Origin of the sequence: Saccharothrix ecbatanensis (assembly GCF_014205015.1) — a bacterium.
In the GTDB taxonomy this organism is placed as follows: Bacteria; Actinomycetota; Actinomycetes; order Mycobacteriales; family Pseudonocardiaceae; genus Actinosynnema; species Actinosynnema ecbatanense.
Window position 1 is genome coordinate 6,805,310 of sequence record NZ_JACHMO010000001.1, and the last position, 19,444, is coordinate 6,824,753.

A 19,444-nucleotide genomic window follows, 5' to 3' on the forward strand; every position below is an offset into this window, starting at 1 on the left:
TCACCCGTTCGCCACCCTGTTCGGTCACGGTGAGCGCATGACGGTGACCCGACGTTCCCTGCTCATCGGCGGCGTGGCCCTCGCGACCGCGGCGACCGCGGGTGCGGGCTTCCCCAAGCTCGCCGACCCCTTCACGCTGGGCGTCGCTTCCGGCGACCCCCTGCCCGACAGCGTCGTGCTGTGGACGCGCCTCGCGCCGCGGCCGCTCGACGAGGACGGCCTCGGCGGTATGCCCGATCGGGTGATCCCGGTGCGCTGGGAGCTGGCCGAGGACGAGCGCTTCCAGCACGTGGTGCGGCGCGGCGTGCAGCCCGCCAAGCCGGAGTCCGGCCACAGCGTGCACGTGGAGCCGTTCGGCCTGCGGCCCGGCCGCGAGTACTTCTACCGGTTCCAGGTGGACGGTCATGTGTCCCCGGTCGGCCGCACCCGGACCGCGCCCGACCCGTGGGTGCTCGGGCAGGACCTGACCATGTGCTTCGCGTCGTGCGCGCACTACGGCGAGGGCTACTTCACGGCGTACCGGCGGCTGGCCGAAGATCACCCGGACGTGGTCCTGCACCTGGGTGACTACCAGTACGAGTACGCGGCCAAGGCGGCGGACGTGCGGACGGTGCTCGGGCCGGAGACCCGGACGTTGGCCGACTACCGGCTGCGGCACGCCCAGTACAAGACGGACGCCGACCTCCAGCTCGCGCACGCCGTCGCGCCGTGGGTCGTCGTGTGGGACGACCACGAGATCGAGAACAACTGGGCCGACGACGTGCCCGAGCAGCCCGACCCGAACTTCGCGGCACGGCGTGAGGCGGCGTTCAAGGCGTACTACGAGAACATGCCGCTGCGTCGGGGCGCCCGGCCCAACGGCGTCGACCTCCAGCTCTACCGGCGGCTCGGCTGGGGCGGGCTGGTGAACTTCCACATGCTCGACACCCGGCAGTACCGGGACGACCAGGCGTGCGGCGACGGGTGGAAGACCTGCGCGGACGCCGCCCTGCCCGGCCGTTCGATCACCGGCGCGGCGCAGGAGGAGTGGCTGCTGGACGGGTTCCGCCAGTCCCGGGCGCGCTGGGACGTGCTCGGCCAGCAGGTGTTCTTCGCCGAGCGCGACCGCAAGGACGGGCCGGAGAAGGAGGTCTCCATGGACGGGTGGGACGGTTACCTCGCGTCCCGCGACCGGGTGACGCGCGGGTGGGTCGACGCGGGTGTGCGCAACGCCGTCGTGCTGACCGGTGACGTGCACGCGCACTACGCGGCGGACGTGAAGCTGGACTGGAACGACCCGGCGTCCCCCACCGTGGGCACCGAGCTGGTGTGCTCGTCGGTGACGTCCGGTGGGAACGGCAACGACACGGTCGACCAGGTGCAGTTGCGGAACAACCCGCACATCAAGCTGCACAGCCGGCGGCGCGGGTACGTGCGGACGAAGTTCACCGCGCAGGAGATGCGGGCGGACTTCCGCACGCTGCCGTACGTGCGCACGGCCGGGGCCGAGGCCACGACGCTCAAGTCGTTCGTCGTCGAGGACCGCAACCCCGGCCTGAACCCCGTCTGATCAGCCCCGGATGACGTTGATCAGGGCGGTCCAGCTGTCCTTGCCGTGCCCCGCCTCGGTGGCGCGGTCGTAGAGGGCCTGGACCGCCCTGGGCAGCGCGGTGTCGAGGCCGGCGGTCTCGCTCGCGCCGACGATGTGCGCCGCGGTGGCGCCCATCATGGTCACGTTCGCCAGGTCGCCGGGGTGCCGGTCGGAGTCCACGTGCTGGGACGTCTCGTCCACGTACATGGACAGCGAGGACAGCACGTCGGTGAGGTAGGGCGCGTACCGCTCGGCCGTGACGCCCGCCGACGTCACCAGCGCGATGGCGTGCAGCATCGCGGCCAGGGACGTGAGGAAGACGTCCAGCTGCGCCTGGTAGAGCAGCTGCGCGAGGGTGTGGTCCGCGCCCATGTAATCCGGCCTGCCGATCACCGCGAGGGTCTCGGCGTGCCGGTCGAACACCTCGCGCGGACCGCTGTAGAAGACGTAAGCAGACTCCTCGCCGACCAGTGGCGCGGGCACCATCACGCCGCCGACCAGCAGTTCCGCGCCCCGTTCGGCCAGCCAGGCGGCGGCCTTGAGGGTGGTGTCCGGTGTGTCGGAGCTGAGGTTGACGACCACCCGGCCGGCGAGGTCGGCGCCGTCCAGGACGTCGTACATCGCGGCGTAGTCGGTGAGGCTGAGGATGATCAGCCGGTTCGCGGCGACGGCTTCGGCGGCGGTGGCGGCGCGGGTGGCGCCCTGGGCCACGAGGCCGTCCGCACGGGCGGGGGTGCGGTTCCAGACCGTGGTCGGGTGCCCGGCGGCGAGGAAGCGGGTGACCATGGCCTGCCCCATCGGGCCGAGGCCGATCAAGGTCAACGCGGTCTTGTCGGTCATGTGTTCTCTTGCTCCTTCAGGTGATGTGTTCCCCACTGTGGACGGGGGCGCGCACGATCCGCTGGGGGTTCGCTGGGGGTGGTCCGGTTACCGTCCTGAGCGTGAGATTCGGGGTGTTGGGGCCGCTCGGGGTGTGGACGGCGGGTGGTGCGGCGGTCCGGGTGCCGGAGGTCAAGGTTCGGCTGCTGCTGGCGGACCTGCTCGCGCACGAGGGGCGGCCGGTGTCGGCGGACCGGCTGGCGTTCGACCTGTGGGGTGACGAGCCGCCCGGCAACCCCGTGAACACGCTCCAGACGAAGGTGTCGCAGCTGCGGCGGGCGCTGGAGGCGGCCGAGCCCGGTGGCCGTTCGCTGGTGGCGCATGAACCGGCGGGGTACGTGATCCGGGTGGACTCGTCCACTTTGGACGTTCTGCGGTTCCGGGAGCTGGTGGCCGCGGGGCGGTTCGGCGAGGCGTTGGCCTTGTGGCGCGGTGAGCCGCTGGAGGAGCTCGCCGACGCGCCGTTCGTGGCGCCGGTGGTGGCGCGCTGGACTTCGGAACGGTTGGCGGCACTGGAGGAGTTCGCTCGTACGGGTGAAGTCGATCTGGCGGCCGAGGTGGCGCGGCACCCGTTGCGCGAACGTTTGCGCGGCTTGCACATGCGTGCGCTGTACCGGGCCGGACGGCAGGTCGAGGCGCTGGAGAGCTACGCCGAACTGCGGCGGTTGCTGGCCGAGGAGCAGGGGTTGGAGCCCGGTCCGGAACTGGCCGCGCTGCACCAGGCGATGCTCAACCACGATCCGGCGCTCGGCGTTTCTGCGCTAGGCGTTTCTGCGCTCGGTGCTTCAGCGCTCGGTGCTTCAGCGCTCGGTGCTTCAGCGCTGGGTGTTTCGGCGCGTACGAACAACCTGCCCGTGCCAGTGAGCGACCTGGTCGGCCGGGAGAAGGCGGTCGCGGACCTGTGCGAGCTGCCCGGCCGGGCCCGGCTGGTGACGCTCACCGGTCCCGGCGGGGTGGGCAAGACCCGGCTGGCGCTGGAGGTCGCGCGGCGGGTGTCGGTCGCGGACGGGGTGTGGCTGGTCGAGTTGGCGGGCGTCGGGCGGGCCGAGCAGGTGGTGAGCGCGGTGGCCGACGTGCTCGACGTGCGCGAGGACGCGTCGGGGATGGCGTTGGTGGAGGCGTTGCGCGGCCGTGAAGTGCTGCTGGTGCTGGACAACTGCGAGCGGCTGGTCGAGCCGGTCGCCGCGCTGGTGTCCCGGTTGTTGCGGGCGGCGCCGGGTCTGCGGGTGCTCACCACCAGCCAGGAACCGCTCGGCCTGTCGTTCGAGACGGTGTGGGCTGTCCCGCCGCTGGACGTTTCCGACGCTGTCACGTTGTTCGCAGCGCGCGCTGCTGCCGCCGCTCCGGGCTTCACGCTGACTCCGTCCAACACGGTGGTGGTCGAGGCGATCTGCCGGCGGCTCGACGGGCTGCCGCTGGCGTTGGAGCTGGCCGCGACGCGGGTGCGGAGCCTGGGCGTGGACGCGCTGTTGGAACGGCTGGACGACCGGTTCCGGCTGCTGGCCACCGGGCATCGGGACGCGCCGGCCCGGCAGCGCACCTTGCGGGCGATGATCGACTGGAGTTGGGACGTGCTCGGTGAGGCCGAGCGGATCGTGCTGCGGCGGCTGTCCGTGCACGTGGACGGGTGCTCGCTGGACTCGGCGGAGTTCGTGTGCGCGGGTGGTGGGGTGGCTGCCGGTGAGGTGCTGGACGTGGTGACCCGTCTGGTGGACCGGTCGTTGGTGGTGGCGCCGGAGCAGACGGGCGAGCCGCGGTTCCGGCTGTTGGAGTCGGTCGCCGATTACGGGCGGGAGCGGCTGCGTTCAGCGGGTGAGTTCGAGGAGGTGCGGCGGCGGCACGCGGCGTTCTACCTGGGGTTGGCGGAGCGGGCGGACCCGGAGTTGCGCGGGGCGCGGCAGTTGGCGTGGTTGGAGCGGCTGGACGCTGATACGGCGAACCTGCGTGCGGCGCATGACGCGTTGGATCCGGCTGAGGCGGCGCGGCTGGTGCGTGCGTTGACCTGGTACTGGTTCCTGCGTGGGCGGCTGCGGGAGGGGCGTCGGCTGATGACGGCCGACGATCCGGTGACGGTCGCTTGGCGCGCGGGGTTCGGGGTGCTGCTGGGTGAGGCGGCCGATCCGTCTGCCCTGTCCGGGACGGCCTTGATCGCTGATCGGGTGGACGAGGCGCGGACTCGGTGGTTCCTGGGTTACGTATTGTCTACAGTAGGCGATATGCCGACCGGGCGGCGGCTGACCGACCAGGCGCTGGCGGCGTTCGAGGAGCTGGGTGACGACTGGGGCGTGGCCGCCGCGTACAGCGATCGGGTGAGTCAGGTGCTGGCGCGGGGCCAGGTGGACGAGGCTCGGGAGGCGGCCGACCGCAGTGCCTCGTTGTTCACCTCTTTGGGTGAACGGTGGGGCAGCTGAAGGCGTCGTTCGGGTTGGGCATGCTGGCGCAGCTGGGCGGGGACAACGCGCGCGCCGAGGCCGTGCACCGCGAGGGGTTGCGGGTGGCCGAGGAGCTGCGGTCGTGGCCGGAGGTGTCGTACAAGCTGTCGTGGCTGGGGCGGGTCGCACTGACCGAGGGCGACTACGCGAAGGCCCGTGACCTGCATGAACGCGCTCGGCGGACGGCTGCTGAGCACGGGTTCTCGCCGGGTGAGGTGTACGCCGAGACGGGGTTGGCGTTGGGCGCTCGGCGGGAGGGGCGGCTGGACGCGGCGGAGGCTCACTGGGACCGGCTGCGGTCGTGGCACCGGCAGGTCGGGTTCGAGGCGGGTGGGACGTTGGCGTTGGCCGAGTTGGGGTTCGTGGCCGAGTTGCGCGGTGATGCGGAGCGGGCGTTGGCGTTGCAGTCGGAGGGGTTGGCGCTGGCCCGGCAGGTGGGTGATCCGCGGGCGATCGCGTTGGCGTTGGAGGGGGTGGCGGGCGCTCGGGCGTTGGCCGGTGACGCGGTGGGGGCCGCCCGGCTGTTGGGTGCGGCGACGGCGGCCCGTGCGTCCGTGGGGGTGCCTTTGCCGGCCGGTGAACGAGGTGACGTGGACCGCATCACCGCTCTGGCCCGCGCCGCGCTGGGCGCAGCCGGCTTCGCGGCAGCCTTCACCACCGGCCACGCCGAAGGCCTCGCCATCACCCCGTAACCCGCGCGAGCCGAACCTCCAGACCCCCGTGAGTCCTACGTTCAGAACGCGTGAGTCGTACCTTCAGGACCACCGTGTCCTACGTTCAGGACCCCCGAATTCAACGCTCAGAACAAACGATCTTGTACTGAGCGTTGAACTCGGGGGTTCCGAACGTAGGACTCACGCGTCCTGAACGTAGGACTCACGGGGTCTGGAGGTTCGACACGCGGGACCTGAGTGTTCGACTCGCGTGGGGTCAGAGGATTTGGATGGTGCCCACGGGGAGGCCGGGGGTGGTGGAGAGGTCCAGGGACGAGGGCTTGGCGTCGGCGGCGACGAGGTGGGCGCCCAGAGCGGCGATCATCGCGCCGTTGTCGGTGCACAAGCGGGGCCGGGGGACGCGCAGCTCCAGGCCCGCCTCGGCGCAGCGCTCGGCGGCCAGGCCGGAGAGGCGCGAGTTCGCCGCGACGCCGCCGGAGATCACCAACGTGTCCACGCCGAAGTCCTTGCAGGCCCGGATCGCCTTCCCGGTCAGCACATCGGCCACCGCCTCCTGGAACGACGCGGCGACGTCCGCCAACGGGATCTCCTCGCCCGCGCGTTCCTGCTTCTCGACCCACCTGGCCACCGACGTCTTCAGCCCGGAGAACGAGAAGTCGTACTTGGAGTCACGCGGCCCGGTCAGCCCGCGCGGGAACGCGATCGCGCAGCGGTTGCCCTGCTTGGCGAGGTTGTCGATCGGCGGCCCGCCCGGGTACGGCAGGTCGAGCAGCCGGGCGACCTTGTCGTACGCCTCGCCCGCCGCGTCGTCCACCGTGGACCCGATCTCGGTGATCTTCTCCGCCAGCCCCTCCACCAGCAGCAGCTGCGAGTGCCCGCCGGACACCAGCAGCGCCAGGCACCGCTTCGGCAACGGGCCGTGCTGGAGGGTGTCCGCGGCGACGTGACCCGCGAGGTGGTTGACGCCGTACAGCGGCTTGCCCAACGCCGCCGCGTACGCCTTCGCCGCCGACACGCCGACCAACAGCGCGCCCGCCAGACCCGGCCCGGCGGTGACCGCGATCGAGTGCACGTCCCGCAGCTCGATCCCGGCCGTCTCCACCGCACGGCGCATGGTCGGGACCATCGCCTCCAGGTGCGCGCGGGACGCGACCTCGGGGACCACGCCGCCGAACCGCGCGTGCTCCTCGACGCTGGACGCGACCTCGTCGGCGAGCAGTTCCATCGACCCGTCCGGGCCGAGCCGGACGATGCCGACGCCGGTCTCGTCGCACGAGCTCTCGATTCCGAGGATGAGCCGGTCAGTCACGGTTCGCGGGCCTTCCCATCGTGTACGCGTCGGCACCCGACGGCTGGTAGTAGCGGCGGCGCAGGCCGAGGTGCTCGAAGCCGTGCGCCAGGTACAGGGTGATCGCGGGCACGTTGTCCGTGCGGACCTCCAGGAACACCGGCAGGCCCGCCTCGTCGGCCTTCGCCAGCAGCGTGCGCAGCAACGTCTTCCCGACGCCGCCGCCCTGGTACGCCGCGGTCACCGCGATCGTGTGCACGCTGGACTCGAAGTCCGTCAGGCCGAGGCCCGCGTACCCGACCAGCGCGCCGCCGACATACGCGCCGACGTAGAAGTTGCCGTGGTCCAACTCGCTGCGGAACGCGTCCTCGGTCCACGGGTCGTCACCGGCGAACAGCTCGTGCTCGATCTCCGCGCACCGCGGCACGTCCTCGTGGCGCAGCGGCGCGATCGTGACGGTGCCCGTGCTCACGCCTTCGTCACCCGCTTGCGGCCGACCGGCTCCACAGCATCGGGTCGACGCAGGTAGAGCGGGGTAAGGGCAGCCGGACGGGCACCCGCGAGCAGTTCCTCGGCGGCCACCGCGACCAGCGACACCGGTGACGGGTAGCGCGCCTGGACCACCGGGAGCCCGATGACGTCGGCGTAGATCTCGGCGCCTTCACCGGCCGCGTCCGACACGGCGGGCAGCTTGCCGACCAGGTCGGCGGGCCGGTCCACGTGCGGCCCGTCGGTGCGCCGGCCGGCCGCGTCGTAGGCCGCCCAGTACACCTCCTTGCGGCGTGCGTCCGTGGCGACCAGCAGCGGTTTGCCGGTGGCGGCGTCCAGCGCGATGGCGTCGGGTGTCGGCACCGGGTAGACGGGCCGGTTGAGCGCCTGACCGAGGGCGGCGGCGGTGACCAGGCCGACGCGCAGCCCGGTGAACGGCCCTGGCCCCGACCCGCACACGATCGCGTCGAGGTCGGCGAGCGTGTGCCCGGCCTCGGCGAGCGCCTCCAGGAGGTGCGGGGTCAGCAGCTCACCGTGCGCCTTCGAGTTCACCGTCACCCGCTCCGCGAGCAGGCGCGGCGGAGAATCGGGCGTCAGTTCCACCACACCGGCCGTGACGGCGGGAGTGGCGGTGTCCAAAGCGAGCACCAGCACAACAGACAAGAGTACGGGTGGCACAAGCCACACTGGACTTGACGTCCACGTCAAGGCGGAGGATCGGGTCTGTGCGCATCGGAGAACTGGCGAGACGGGGTGGGACGACCACTCGGGCACTGCGCTACTACGAGTCCCTCGGGCTGCTGTCCTCGCGGCGCGGGGCGAACGGGCAGCGGGAGTACGACGAGGACGATCTGCGCCTGGTGAACGAGATCCGCTCGCTCGCCGGCATCGGGTTCGCCCTGGAGGACACCCGCCCGTTCGTCCAATGCCTCCGTGACGGCCACCGCACCGGCGACTCGTGCCCGGCGTCCGTCGAGGTGTACCGGCGCAAGGTCGCCGAGCTGGACACCTGCATCAGCCGGCTCCAAGCGGTCCGGGACCAGGTGCGCGCGCAACTCCAGGATGCCGAGCAGAGGAGCAGGCCGTGCGGACGTTGACCGACGACGAGTTCACCGAGGCAGTGGGTACCGGGAACGTCCTGGTGGAGTTCCGGGCCGACTGGTGCGGCCCGTGCCGGATGCTCGAACCCGTGCTGGCCGAGATCGACCGCGAACGCGACGACCTGACCGTGGTCAAGGTCGACACCGACGCCAGCCCGCGCACGGCACGCGACCAGCGGATCATGTCCGCGCCCACGCTCCAGCTCTACAAGGACGGGCATTTGGTGGCGCAGACGGTCGGCGCCCGGCCGAAGATGCGCCTGTTGGCGTGGCTCGAACCACACTTGTGACGTACGGCCTGCGGAGCAGCGGCCATGGAACAGTAAGGGGATGCTGCTGCCCGCGCTGGCCACGCCGTCATCGAAGATCGCCCTGAGGTTCCCCGACCGGGAACTGACGTACGAGCAGTTGGCCGTCGAAGCCCGCCGCGTCGCCTACGGGCTGGTGGGCAAGCGTCGGGTCGCGGTGTGGGCGCGGTCCACGCCCGAGACGTGCCTGGTGATCGTCGGCGCGTTGCTGGCGGGCGTGCCGGTCGTGCCGCTCAACCCGAAGATCGGCGAGAAGGAACTCGCCCACATCCTCGCCGACAGCACCCCTGACCTGGTCGTCGACGACGAGTTGCCGCACGGTGAGCCGGTCGACCTGCCCGAGCCGGACGGTGAGGCGCCCGCGCTGATCGTCTACACCAGCGGCACGACCGGGCCGCCCAAGGGCGTGGTGCTGCCGAGGCGCGCGCTCGCGACGAACCTCGACGCGTTGGCGCGGGCCTGGGAGTGGACCGAGGACGACGTCGTGGTGCACGGCCTGCCGCTGTTCCACGTGCACGGTCTGGGGATCGGGGTGCTCGGCCCGCTGCGGCGCGGCGGGACCGTGCACCACCTGGGGTCGTTCAGCGTGGCGAAGGCGGCGCAGGCGTTGGCCTCGGGCGGCACGATGATGTTCGGCGTTCCCACGATGTACCACCGGATCGCGGCCGAGCCCGAGCACGCCGCCGCGTTCGGCAAGGCGAGGCTGCTGGTGTCCGGTTCGGCCGCGCTGCCCGCGTCCGTGCACGAGCGCATCGAGCAGCTGACCGGCCAGCGCGTGGTCGAGCGGTACGGGATGACCGAGACGTTGATGAACACGAGCGTCCGCGCGGACGGCGACCGGCGGCCGGGCACGGTCGGGCTGCCGCTGGACGGCGTGGAGGTGCGGGTCGTCGGCGAGGAGCCGGGCGAGATCGAGGTGCGCGGGCCGAACCTGTTCCTGGAGTACCTGAACCGGCCGGACGCGACCGGGGGCGCGTTCCACGACGGCTGGTTCCGCACCGGTGACCTGGCCGTGGTCGAGCCGGACGGGTACCTGCGGATCGTCGGCCGGCGGGCCACGGACCTGATCAAGAGCGGCGGTTACAAGATCGGCGCGGGCGAGATCGAGAACGCCCTGCTGGAGCACCCGTCGGTGGTCGAGGTGGCGGTGACCGGCGAGCCGGACGAGGACTTGGGCGAACGCGTGGTGGCTTGGGTCGTCGCGCGGGGCGAGGCGCCGGCGCCGGAGGTGTTGAGCGATCACGTGGCCCGGCTGCTGTCACCGCACAAACGTCCGAGAGTGGTGCGGTACCTGGAAGCGTTGCCGCGCAACGACATGGGCAAGGTGCTGAAGCGGGAACTCCGGTGAACCCCTTGGGCTGGCCGGGTTACGAGGAGCAGCTCGCGCGGGCTCGGGAACGGTCCGGTGGCGCCGAATCGGTCTCGTGGCGGCGGCACCGGCACGCCGTGGTGATCAAGTTCGACTTCCGGTTCCTCGGCGGTTCGGTGGGCACGGCGACCGGAGCGCTGATCGAGCAGGCGTTCACCGAGGCGCGGGCCACGCACCTGCCGGTGGTGTCGATGATCGCGACCGGTGGCAGTCGCATGCAGGAGGGGATGCTGTCGTTGCGGCAGCTCCAGCGGGTGACGCGGTTGTGCGCGGCGCACCGGGAGGCCGGGCTGCCGCACGTGTCGGTGCTGTGCGACCCGACTACCGGCGGGGTGTGGGCGTCGCTGGGTGCCGGCGCGGACGTGGTGATCGCGGTGTCCGGGGCGCAGGTGGGGTTCGCGGGCAGCAGGGTTCGGCCCGACGACGATTGTGCTTATACGGCCGAAGGCCAGTTCGCGGCCGGGACGGTCGACATGGTTGTGGCGCGGGACGAAGTCGACCCGATCGTGTCACGGATCCTCGACGTGCTGACCCGTGGTGACGCGGTGCCGGCGGAGGTGCCGCGCGCTCTCGGTGCTCACTCGCTGCCCACGAACGGGTGGAGCGCGGTGTCTGGAGCGCGCGCTCCGGAACGTCCACGTGCGGCGGCTTACCTGGACGACTACTTCGACTTCCGCGTGCCGATCAGCGGTGACCGCGCGGGCGGGGTGGACCCAGGGATGCTGTGCGGCTTCGGGCGACGGGGTGAGCGTGCCATCGCTTTCGCCGCGCAGACCGGCACTGCCACCACCCCCGCCGGGTTCCGCACGGCGTCACGGCTGATCCGGCTGGCCGAGCGGTTCGCGCTGCCGGTGTTGACGTTGGTGGACACGCCCGGCGCGGCGAACGACGCGGCGGCGGAACGGGCGGGGGTGGGCGCGGCCATCGCGGAACTGTTCGCCACCGTTGCCGAGGCGCGCGTGCCGATCACCACGCTGGTGATCGGGGAGGGTGGGTCCGGTGGGGCGTTGGCGTTGTCGTCGCCGGAGCACACGTGGATCACGCCGAACGCCTACTTCTCGGTGATCGCGCCGGAGTTGGCGGCGGCGATCCTCAAGCGGGACGATGTGCGGCAGCTCGCCGACGACCTACGGTTGAGGCCCCAGGACTTGGTCGAGCTGGGCGTGGTGCGCGGGATCCCGGATCACCAGTAGTCCACAGGCTACGGCCAGTTATCCACAGTCTCACCGTGGTCCGTCGCAGTTATCCACAGGCCAGCCGCGACCACCGCCGACCGTCGGTCCCCGCCGGTAAGATCAAAGCAGGGGTCCCCTTGGCGGGGACGCCTGCGGAGCGTGCGTGATCTCGGCCGGTCAGCCTGGTGCGGTCGGTGGGACCGGTGGGGGCCGGCGGGTCCGGTGGGTCCGGTGGCCGAGCACCGTTCCCCTCACCGCGTGGAGTTATCCACAGGCGGGCGTCGGGTGCACGGTTCCTGTCGGTACCCGCCGGCAAGATAAAGACAGGGGTCCCCTGGCGGGGACGCCTGCGTAGCCCGCAAGCCGTTCTGGCTGAAGCCCGTTCAGGCTGAAGCCCTCGCCGCCAAGACCACCTGCCTGAAGGCCGTCGTGGCCGGGACCGTCGAGTCCGAAGGCCGTCGTGGCCGAGGCAGTCCTGGGCCGAAACGTCGTGACCGAAGGTCGCCGGGCCGGTAATTCAGGTCAGGCCGGCGGCCCGGATCAGACCGGAAGCTCGCGGTCGGTCCAAGCGCCGTGCGGATGCAGGTGGGCGATCCGCACGTCGTCGTCCCGCCGTTCCAGCCTGATCAACAGGTGGTCCTCGGACAGCCGCTCGGCCGCGCCCTCACCCCACTCCACCGCCACCACCGCGTCGACCAGGTCCGTGTCCAGGTCCAAGTCGTCCAGTTCGTCCAGATGCCCGCCGAGCCGATAAGCGTCCACGTGCACCAACGGCACACCGCGACCATCCGGCGCCGGCTCGTGCACGCGTGCGATCACGAACGTCGGCGAGCTGACCCGACCCGTCACGCCCAGACCGTCCGCCAGCCCGCGCACGAGCGCCGTCTTGCCCGCGCCCAACGGCCCGGACAACAGCACCAGATCACCACCCCGCACCAGTCCGCCCAGCTTGCGCCCGAACTCCTCGGTGTCCCGCACCTCGGGGAGCGTCACGCTCACGCTCGTCGCCACCACCGTCGCCCGCTTTCCGACTGCTCGGCGGCACTGCGCCGAAGCAGACCGACCAGGTGCCCGGTGACCAGGTCGGGTTGTTCCAACATGAGCATGTGGCCCGCCCCGGACACGCGGACCAGTTCGCCGTGCGGCATCTCCTCGGCCATCCGCTCGGCGTGCGAGAACGGCGTCAGCTTGTCCGCGTCACCGCTCATCACCAACACCTCGCAGTGCCGCAGACCGGCCAACGCCTTGTACCGGTTGTGCGTCCCGAGGGTTTCCAGGAACTCGGTGAGCACCTGCACCGTGGCGCCGTTGATCATCTGTTCCATCAGGTTCACCAGCGACGGGCTGATCTTGCCGGTGCCGAACGCCAACGCCCGGATACCGCTCCACGTGAGCGTGGTCGACCGCCGGCGGACCCACTCGACGAGGTCCGGTTGCAGGCCCGCGATCCTGCTGACGCCGAGCGTCACCGGGTTGTAGCGGGACAGCACGGACTTCGGCAGACCCACGCCGCCGACCGCGCCCGCCGCCGTGCCGAAGAGCGCCACGCCGCGCACCCGTTCGGCGAACAGGTCCGGCCGCTCCTCGGCCAACGCCATGATCGTCATACCGCCCATGGAGTGGCCGACCAGCACCAACGGGCCTTCGGGCGCCATCGAGCGGATCACCGCGTCCAGGTCTTTGGCGCACTGGTCGATCGTGCTGCCCTCGGCGGTGGACCGACCGGAACGGCCGTGGCTGCGCTGGTCGTAGATCAGCTGGCGGACGCGCGGCTCGGTGAGGGTGGCGAGGTCGCGTCGCTGGAAGTGCCAGCAGCGGCGGTCGAGGGCGAAACCGTGCACGAGGACGACCGTGACGTCGGGTTTTCCGCCGTCCTGGGGGTCGACTTCCTCGACCGACAGCGGGACGCCGTCGTCCGCCGCGACGGTCGACTCCCGGCTGGGCGTGAGGCGGCCCAGGGGTTCGTCGGCGAGCGGGTCGTCGGCGCGGCGGTCGTGCTCGACCTTCTTGTGGTTCGCCGCGACACCGACCGCGACACCCGTCGCGGCGGCGCCGAGGATGCCGCCGACCCAGCCGACGGCCTTCCACACCGTGTTCACCGGCGCGTCCCGCTGTACGTCCTGGCCACCCTGGGCCGGTACATGCCGGTGACGATCTCGTAGTCGATGGTGCCGGTGGTGTCGGCCCACTCGCGGGCCGTCGGTTCGCCCTCGTCACCCGATCCGAACAGCACGACCTCGTCCCCCTCGGCCACCGCGTCGTCGCCGCAGTCGACCACGATCTGGTCCATGCAGACGCGGCCGACGACCGGGCGGCGCTTGTGGGCGAGCCACACGTGCATCCGGTTCGAGAGGCTGCGCGGCACGCCGTCGGCGTAACCGACGGGCACCAGGGCCAGGTTCGTGTCGCTCTTGGCGGTCCAGCTCAGACCGTAGGACACGGATTCGCCGGCCGGAATGCGCTTGGCGAGGGCGACTGTGGAGCGGAACGTCATGACGGGGCGGAGGTCGGCCGGGACGGGGACCGGGTTGAGGCCGTAGATCGCGATGCCGGGGCGGACGAGGTCCAGGTGGAGGTCCGGGCGGGTGATGACGGCGGCGGAGTTGGCGAGGTGCCGGCGTGGGTCGAGGCCGGCGGCGAGGGCTTCGCGGTAGGCGTCGTCGAAGCGTTCGGCCTGGGCGTCGGTGGCGGGGTGGCCGACCTCGTCGGCGACGGCCAGATGTGACCAGATCGAGTGAACTTCGATGTTGGCGGTCTTGGCGGCCAGGTCGACCAGCGCGGGCCAGTCGGCGGCCGGGCAGCCGTTGCGGGACAGGCCCGTGTCGATCTTGAGGTGGACGCGCGCGGTCTTGCCCGCTTTCCCGGCCGCCGCGGTGATGTCCTTCAGCTGCGTGATCGAGGACGCGGCGAGGTCAACGTCCTGCTCGACGCCGGGGGTGTAGTCCGTCCCGGGCGGGTCCAGCCAGGCCAGGATCGGCACCGTGAACCCGGCTGCCCGCAGCGTGAGGGCTTCGGCGAGCGAGCAAGAACCGAGCCAGGTCGCGCCGGCCTCGACGGCCGCTCTCGCCACCTCCACGGCGCCATGGCCGTACCCGTCGGCCTTGACCACGGCCATCGTGTCGGCGTCCTTGGCGAGGCCGTCGAGATAGGCCACGTTGTGCCGGAGGTTGTCGAGGTCGATCACGACCTCAGCGCGAGGAGCAGCCATAACACCGCTCATGGTGACACAACCACCTACCGGCGGGTTCAGTGCCCAAACCCGCGAGTCGAACGCTCAGGCCCCGCGTGTCGAACCCCCAGCCCTCGTGAGTCCTACGTTCAGGACCCGTGAGTCCTACGTTCGCGTACCCCGAGTTCAACGCTCAGAACAAGATCGTTTGTTCTGAGCGTTGAACTCGGGGGTCCTGAACGTAGGACACGGTGGTCCTGAAGGTACGACTCACGCGTTCTGAAGGTACGACTCGCGCGTTCTGAAGGTAGGACTCACGCGGGGTTAGAGGGGGCGGACGGCGCGGATGGCGTCGGGGATGGACTGGAGGAGGGCGGTGGCGGGGATGGGGGCGCCGTCGGCGGCCAGGTCGGCGGCCAGGACGTGGATTTTGGCGGCGCAGCCGGCGGCTAGGACTGGGTCGAGGCGGGCTGCCAGGAGGGAGCCCAGGAGGCCGGAGAGGACGTCGCCGGAGCCTGCCGTCGCGGCCCAGGACGTGCGGGTGCGGTTGACCAGGACGCGGCCGTCCGGGCCGGCGACGATCGTGGCGTGGCCTTTCAGGAGCACGACGGCGTTGAAGCGTTCGGCGGCCTTTCGCGCCGCGGCGACGCGGTCGGCGCCCACGGGGCCGGCCAGGCGTTCGAACTCGCGGTCGTGCGGCGTCAGCACGAGCGGGGTGTCGGGGTCACGGGCGTCCCACAGGTCCGGGTTGTTGGCGAGCATGGTGATCGCGTCGGCGTCGGCGCACACCGGCACACCGGCCTCCAGGACGGTCCGGAGAACGGCCTCCGCGCCCAACCCGGTGCCCAAGCCGGGGCCGACCACCCACGCCTGAACGCGGCCGGCGTCCGTGATCGACCCGGTGCAGATCGCCTCCGGCCACCGCGCCCGCACACCCTCGGCCGCCGCACCGGCGTACCGGACCATCCCGGACGTCCCCAGCAGCGCCGCACCGGTCGCCAGCACGGCCGCGCCCGGGTAGGTCGCCGAACCGGCGGCGACACCCGTGACGCCCTGCGTGTACTTGTCGTCCTCCGGCCCCGGCACCGGCCACGCCACACCGATGTCGGCGATGTCCAGTTCGACCAGGTCAGGCCCGCCCAACTCGCCGTCCAGCCCGATGTCCACCAGCCGCACGTCACCGCAGTCCGCCAACGCGTGCACGGGCTTCAGGCAGCCGAACGTCACGGTGGTGTGCGCGCGAACGGCCGGCCCGGAGACCGCACCCGTGTCCGGGTCGATCCCGCTGGGCAGGTCGACGGCGAGCACCGGCGCGTCGAGGTGCGCGACGTGTTCGGCGGCGTCCGGCCGGAGCGGACCCCGTGCGGACAAGCCCACGATGCCGTCGATCACCAGGTCGACGTCCGCCACTCGATCGACCACCCGACCGCCGACACGACGGAACGCGGCCAGACCCTCCGCGTGCACACGATCAGGTGTCAGCAGGACGGCCGACACCGCAACACCCCGTTTGCGGAGGTAGTAGCCGGCCCACAACGCGTCACCGCCGTTGTTGCCCGCGCCGACTAGCAGACCGACCCGCCGCTTGCCCGCGAGCAGCTCCGACGCCACGACCGCCACGCCGAACGCCGCCCGACGCATCAGCGCGCCCGGCGGCACCACCGCCATGACGCGTTCCTCCGCCGCCCTGACCCGTGCCGTAGTCCACAGACCCCGCATGGGGCCAAGCCTGCCCTACTCGACCGTGACGGACTTCGCGAGGTTGCGGGGCTTGTCCACGTCGTAGCCGCGGCTGCGCGCGATCTCCGCGGCCAACACCTGCAACGGCACGGTCGAGATCAACGGCTGGAGCAGCGTCGGCACCGCCGGGATCTCGATCAGGTGATCCGCGAACGGGCGAACCGTCTCGTCACCCTCTTCGGCGATCACGATCGTGCGCGCGCCGCGCGCCTGGATCTCGGAGATGTTCGACACCAGCTTCGAGTGCAGCACCGCCCGCCCCTTCGGCGACGGCATGATCACGACCACCGGCAGGCCCTCTTCGATCAACGCGATCGGACCGTGCTTCAACTCGCCCGCCGCGAAGCCCTCGGCGTGCATGTAGGCGAGTTCCTTCAGCTTCAACGCGCCTTCGAGCGCCACCGGGTAGCCGACGTGGCGGCCCAGGAACAGCACGGCCTTCGAGTCGGCCAGCTCACGCCCCAGCGCGCGGACCTGGTCGATCTTGCCCAGCACCTTCTGCACGGCGTCCGGCATGGCCTCCAGCTGGTGGAACTCCTGCGCCACCTCGTCCGGGTACTTCGTGCCGCGCGCCTGCGCCAGCGCCAGGCCGACCAGGTAGTTCGCCGCGATCTGGGCGAGGAACGCCTTGGTCGACGCGACACCGATCTCCGGCCCGGCGTGCGTGTAGAGCACGGCGTCGGACTCGCGCGGGATCTGCGCGCCGTTCGTGTTGCACACCGCCAGCACGCGGGCCTTCTGCGCGCGGGCGTGCCGGACGGCCTCCAGCGTGTCGGCCGTCTCACCCGACTGCGACACGGCGACCACCAGCGTGTCGCGGTCCAGCACCGGGTCGCGGTAGCGGAACTCGCTGGCCAGCTCGACCTCGACGGGCAGCCGCGTCCAGTGCTCGATCGCGTACTTGGCGACCAGGCCGGAGTGGTACGCCGAGCCGCAGGCGACGACGAAGACCTTGTCCACGTCCCGCAGGTCCTGGTCGGACAGGCGCTGCTCGTCCAGCACGATCCGACCCTCGCGGAAGTGGCCGCGCAGCGTGTTGGCCAGCGCCTCCGGCTGCTCCTCGATCTCCTTGAGCATGAAGTACTCGTGGCCGCCCTTCTCGGCGGCCGACAGGTCCCAGTTGACCGTGAACGGCTTGGCTTCCGCCGCCTCGCCGTCGAAGTCGGTCACGGTGTAGCCGTCGCGGTCGATCACCACGACCTGGTCCTGGCCCAGCTCGACGGCCTCGCGGGTGTGCTCGATGAACGCGGACACGTCGCTCGCGACGAACGTCTCGCCCACGCCGACGCCCACGACGAGCGGGGACGACCGACGGGCGGCGACGACCAGGTCCGGGTGTTCGGCGTGCGTCACGACCAGCGTGAACGCGCCTTCGAGGCGACGGACCACCAGCCGGACGCTCGCCGTCAGGTCGCCCTTGGTGTCGCCCTCGTCGTACGCGCGGGCGATGAGGTGCGCGGTGGTCTCGGTGTCGGTGTCGCTGGTCATCTCGACGCCGGCGGCTTCCAGCTCGGCGCGGAGGGTGGCGAAGTTCTCGATGATGCCGTTGTGGACGACGGCGACGCGCCCGGTGACGTCACGGTGCGGGTGCGAGTTCCGGTCGATCGGCGCGCCGTGGGTGGCCCAACGGGTGTGGCCCATGCCGGCGGTGCCCGCGAAGCCCTCGCGGCCGACCTCGTCCAGGCGTGCCTCCAGGTTCGTCAGCCGACCTGCCTTGCGTTCGACGGCCAAGCCGCCCGTGCCGTCGAGCACGGCGACGCCCGCCGAGTCGTAGCCCCGGTACTCCAGCCTGCGCAGCCCGTCGAGCACGACGTCGAGCGCCGACCGGTGGCCCACATATCCCACGATTCCGCACACGCCGCACAGAGTAACTAGACCAGGGCCGTCACCCTAAAGGGCCACTTCAGGACGTTTGCCCTGGTAGCGGACACTATTGGTGTAGACCAATCGGTGCGTGCGCGGCCCGGGCACGATCGACTACCGTTCGCGTGGTGAGCGGCTACTCGGCGAAGCAGGTGCTCGACCAGCTCAGCAGGCCGGGCGAACACCCCGTGCTGCGCGGCGACCTGGCGTTGGTGGGACTTCCGGGCCTGATCTACACGCCCGCGGTCGGGCTGGGACTGCCCGCGGTGGCCTTCGGGCACGGCTGGTTGCAGCCGGTCGACCGGTATCGGGCGCTGCTGCGGCACCTGGCGTCGTGGGGTTTCGTGGCGGCGGCGCCGGGGACCCAGCGGGGGCCGTTGATGTCGTCCCGGCTGTTGGCCGGGAACCTGCGGACCACGCTCGACATCTGCACCGGCGTGCGGCTGGGTGACGGCGCGATCAGCGTCGACGCGTCACGGCTGGCGGTGGCCGGTCACTCGATGGGTGGAGGCGCGGCCGTGCTGGCCGCGGCCGACGACCCGCGGGTCCGGGCCGTCGTGACGTTCGCCGCATCCGAGACCCGGCCGTCCGCGTTGGACGCGGCGAGGCGGGTGGCGGCGCCGGGGTTGCACCTGGCCGGCGGTGAGGACCGCATCGCGCCGCCCGTCGGGCACGCGGAGGCGATCGCGCAGGCGTGGCAGGGGCCGGTGCAGCTGCGGTCGTTGCCGAAGACCAGCCACCTGGGGTTCGCCGAGGGGCGGCACTGGAGCGAACTGCTGCTCGACGGCAAGGGCGAGCGGGCGACGCAGAAGCTCGCGCGGGCGCTGATGACGGCGTTCCTGCTGCGGATCCTCAAGGGCGAGAAGCAGTGGGACGTGCTGCTGGACGGTGACGTGAAGGGCGCCGCGCTGACCTACCAGCGCGGCGCGCTCGTCCACCGCTGACGTCCGCCGCTGACGCGTCAGGTCAGCCAGCTCTGGCCGCTGAGGTCGTCGTCGTCATCGACCGACGAGTGCCGACGACGTTGGGCGACCGGTGGCGGCGGGGGTGGGGGCATGGGCGGAGGGGGCGGCGACGCGGCCGGAATGGCGGCGGTTTCCGGCTCGTCGTCCTCCGGACCCAACGCCAGCTCCCCTGAGGGCTGCGGTCCGCGTTCCCACTGCGGTTTGCGCGCGGGCTGAGTGCCGGCGGTGGCGAGCTGCTGCGCCTTCTCCTGGAGCTTGGTGCGTTCGGCCGCCAGTCGCTCGTCGCGTTCCTTCGCCTCGGCGGCCAGGCGGGACTGGTTCTCCTGCAGGGCGCCGGTGACCTCGGCGTTGGCCCGCCGGAACCGCTCGGTCTGCTCCGCGAACGCCTGCTGCACCTTCGGGTCCACCACGATGACACCCACG

General features: G+C 71.5%; 18 protein-coding genes. 8 read left to right on the forward strand and 10 right to left on the reverse strand.

Annotated features, from left to right (window positions below):
* The first annotated feature begins 37 nt into the window (after positions 1-37).
* On the forward strand, positions 38-1,549 hold the full coding sequence (locus F4560_RS29170) for an alkaline phosphatase D family protein (RefSeq protein WP_184925350.1): 1,512 nt from the start codon (positions 38-40) through the stop codon (positions 1,547-1,549).
* Here F4560_RS29170 and F4560_RS29175 read toward each other — a convergent pair whose 3' ends face one another.
* A complete protein-coding gene (locus tag F4560_RS29175; protein ID WP_184925353.1) occupies positions 1,550-2,410 on the reverse strand; it encodes an NAD(P)-dependent oxidoreductase in 861 nt (286 codons plus the stop codon).
* A gap of 101 nt (positions 2,411-2,511) precedes the next feature.
* On the opposite strand from F4560_RS29175, the gene F4560_RS29180 reads away from it, so the two are divergent.
* Positions 2,512-4,860, forward strand: coding sequence for an AfsR/SARP family transcriptional regulator (locus F4560_RS29180; RefSeq protein WP_312869545.1), 2,349 nt, complete (start codon positions 2,512-2,514; stop codon positions 4,858-4,860).
* Positions 4,848-5,573 (forward strand): tetratricopeptide repeat-containing protein, encoded by a 726-nt coding sequence (locus tag F4560_RS46310; RefSeq protein ID WP_312869546.1) that lies wholly within the window; start codon positions 4,848-4,850, stop codon positions 5,571-5,573. Before F4560_RS29180 ends, F4560_RS46310 begins: the two co-directional genes overlap by 13 nt.
* Positions 5,574-5,811: 238 nt before the next feature.
* Here the strand turns inward: F4560_RS46310 and tsaD are convergent, their stop codons facing one another.
* Genes tsaD through tsaB form a run of 3 tightly spaced genes read right to left on the reverse strand, consistent with a single transcriptional unit; the run spans position 5,812 to position 7,986 of the window.
* Positions 5,812-6,864, reverse strand: coding sequence for a tRNA (adenosine(37)-N6)-threonylcarbamoyltransferase complex transferase subunit TsaD (tsaD, locus tag F4560_RS29185; protein WP_184925356.1), 1,053 nt, complete (start codon positions 6,862-6,864; stop codon positions 5,812-5,814).
* A complete protein-coding gene (gene rimI, locus F4560_RS29190; protein WP_184925359.1) occupies positions 6,857-7,315 on the reverse strand; it encodes a ribosomal protein S18-alanine N-acetyltransferase in 459 nt (152 codons plus the stop codon). The genes tsaD and rimI overlap by 8 nt, the downstream gene beginning before the upstream one ends.
* Positions 7,312-7,986, reverse strand: a complete 675-nt coding sequence (gene tsaB, locus F4560_RS29195) for a tRNA (adenosine(37)-N6)-threonylcarbamoyltransferase complex dimerization subunit type 1 TsaB (RefSeq protein ID WP_184925361.1) — start codon at positions 7,984-7,986, stop codon at positions 7,312-7,314. Before tsaB ends, rimI begins: the two co-directional genes overlap by 4 nt.
* Before the next feature lie 71 nt (positions 7,987-8,057).
* Here tsaB and F4560_RS29200 point away from each other — a divergent pair, with 71 nt between their 5' ends.
* From F4560_RS29200 to F4560_RS29215, 4 genes are read left to right on the forward strand one after another with little or no spacing between them, the layout of a single operon-like run.
* Positions 8,058-8,429, forward strand: coding sequence for a MerR family transcriptional regulator (locus F4560_RS29200; protein WP_184925363.1), 372 nt, complete (start codon positions 8,058-8,060; stop codon positions 8,427-8,429).
* Positions 8,417-8,722: a thioredoxin family protein gene (locus F4560_RS29205; protein WP_184925366.1), complete on the forward strand. Its 306-nt coding sequence runs from the start codon at positions 8,417-8,419 to the stop codon at positions 8,720-8,722. Before F4560_RS29200 ends, F4560_RS29205 begins: the two co-directional genes overlap by 13 nt.
* Before the next feature lie 40 nt (positions 8,723-8,762).
* Entirely contained in the window at positions 8,763-10,088 is a 1,326-nt protein-coding gene (locus F4560_RS29210) for an acyl-CoA synthetase (RefSeq protein ID WP_184925369.1), read from the forward strand.
* On the forward strand, positions 10,085-11,302 hold the full coding sequence (locus tag F4560_RS29215) for a carboxyl transferase domain-containing protein (protein ID WP_184925372.1): 1,218 nt from the start codon (positions 10,085-10,087) through the stop codon (positions 11,300-11,302). Before F4560_RS29210 ends, F4560_RS29215 begins: the two co-directional genes overlap by 4 nt.
* A gap of 522 nt (positions 11,303-11,824) precedes the next feature.
* Here the strand turns inward: F4560_RS29215 and tsaE are convergent.
* From tsaE to glmS, 5 genes are all read right to left on the reverse strand, one after another.
* Positions 11,825-12,283: a tRNA (adenosine(37)-N6)-threonylcarbamoyltransferase complex ATPase subunit type 1 TsaE gene (gene tsaE, locus F4560_RS29220; protein ID WP_312869548.1), complete on the reverse strand. Its 459-nt coding sequence runs from the start codon at positions 12,281-12,283 to the stop codon at positions 11,825-11,827.
* Entirely contained in the window at positions 12,280-13,383 is a 1,104-nt protein-coding gene (locus tag F4560_RS29225; protein ID WP_184925379.1) for an alpha/beta fold hydrolase, read from the reverse strand. The genes tsaE and F4560_RS29225 overlap by 4 nt, the downstream gene beginning before the upstream one ends.
* Positions 13,380-14,492 carry an alanine racemase gene (alr, locus tag F4560_RS29230; RefSeq protein ID WP_184925383.1) on the reverse strand — a complete coding sequence of 371 codons (1,113 nt, stop codon included), beginning with the start codon at positions 14,490-14,492 and terminating at the stop codon, positions 13,380-13,382. The genes F4560_RS29225 and alr overlap by 4 nt, the downstream gene beginning before the upstream one ends.
* A gap of 285 nt (positions 14,493-14,777) precedes the next feature.
* Positions 14,778-16,172 carry an NAD(P)H-hydrate dehydratase gene (locus F4560_RS29235; RefSeq protein WP_184925387.1) on the reverse strand — a complete coding sequence of 465 codons (1,395 nt, stop codon included), beginning with the start codon at positions 16,170-16,172 and terminating at the stop codon, positions 14,778-14,780.
* 15 nt (positions 16,173-16,187) lie between these two features.
* The gene (gene glmS, locus F4560_RS29240; protein ID WP_184925390.1) at positions 16,188-18,050 is read right to left on the reverse strand and encodes a glutamine--fructose-6-phosphate transaminase (isomerizing); all 1,863 of its coding nucleotides are present in this window, start codon (positions 18,048-18,050) and stop codon (positions 16,188-16,190) included.
* Positions 18,051-18,184: 134 nt separating this feature from the next.
* Here glmS and F4560_RS29245 point away from each other — a divergent pair, with 134 nt between their 5' ends.
* Complete coding sequence (locus F4560_RS29245; protein WP_184925393.1) at positions 18,185-19,000, forward strand: dienelactone hydrolase family protein; 816 nt, start codon at positions 18,185-18,187, stop codon at positions 18,998-19,000.
* Between the two features lie 17 nt (positions 19,001-19,017).
* Here the strand turns inward: F4560_RS29245 and F4560_RS29250 are convergent, their stop codons facing one another.
* Entirely contained in the window at positions 19,018-19,443 is a 426-nt protein-coding gene (locus tag F4560_RS29250) for a hypothetical protein (protein WP_184925396.1), read from the reverse strand.
* Position 19,444: the final 1 nt, after the last annotated feature.

Bases quoted from the DNA above. Each gene is read 5' to 3' on its own strand.
- F4560_RS29170 (WP_184925350.1), top strand. From the start codon at position 38: ATGACGGTGACCCGACGTTCCCTGCTCATCGGCGGCGTGGCCCTCGCG.
- F4560_RS29175 (WP_184925353.1), bottom strand. From the start codon at position 2,410: ATGACCGACAAGACCGCGTTGACCTTGATCGGCCTCGGCCCGATGGGG.
- F4560_RS29210 (WP_184925369.1), top strand. From the start codon at position 8,763: ATGCTGCTGCCCGCGCTGGCCACGCCGTCATCGAAGATCGCCCTGAGG.
- alr (WP_184925383.1), bottom strand. From the start codon at position 14,492: ATGGCTGCTCCTCGCGCTGAGGTCGTGATCGACCTCGACAACCTCCGG.
- F4560_RS29235 (WP_184925387.1), bottom strand. From the start codon at position 16,172: ATGCGGGGTCTGTGGACTACGGCACGGGTCAGGGCGGCGGAGGAACGC.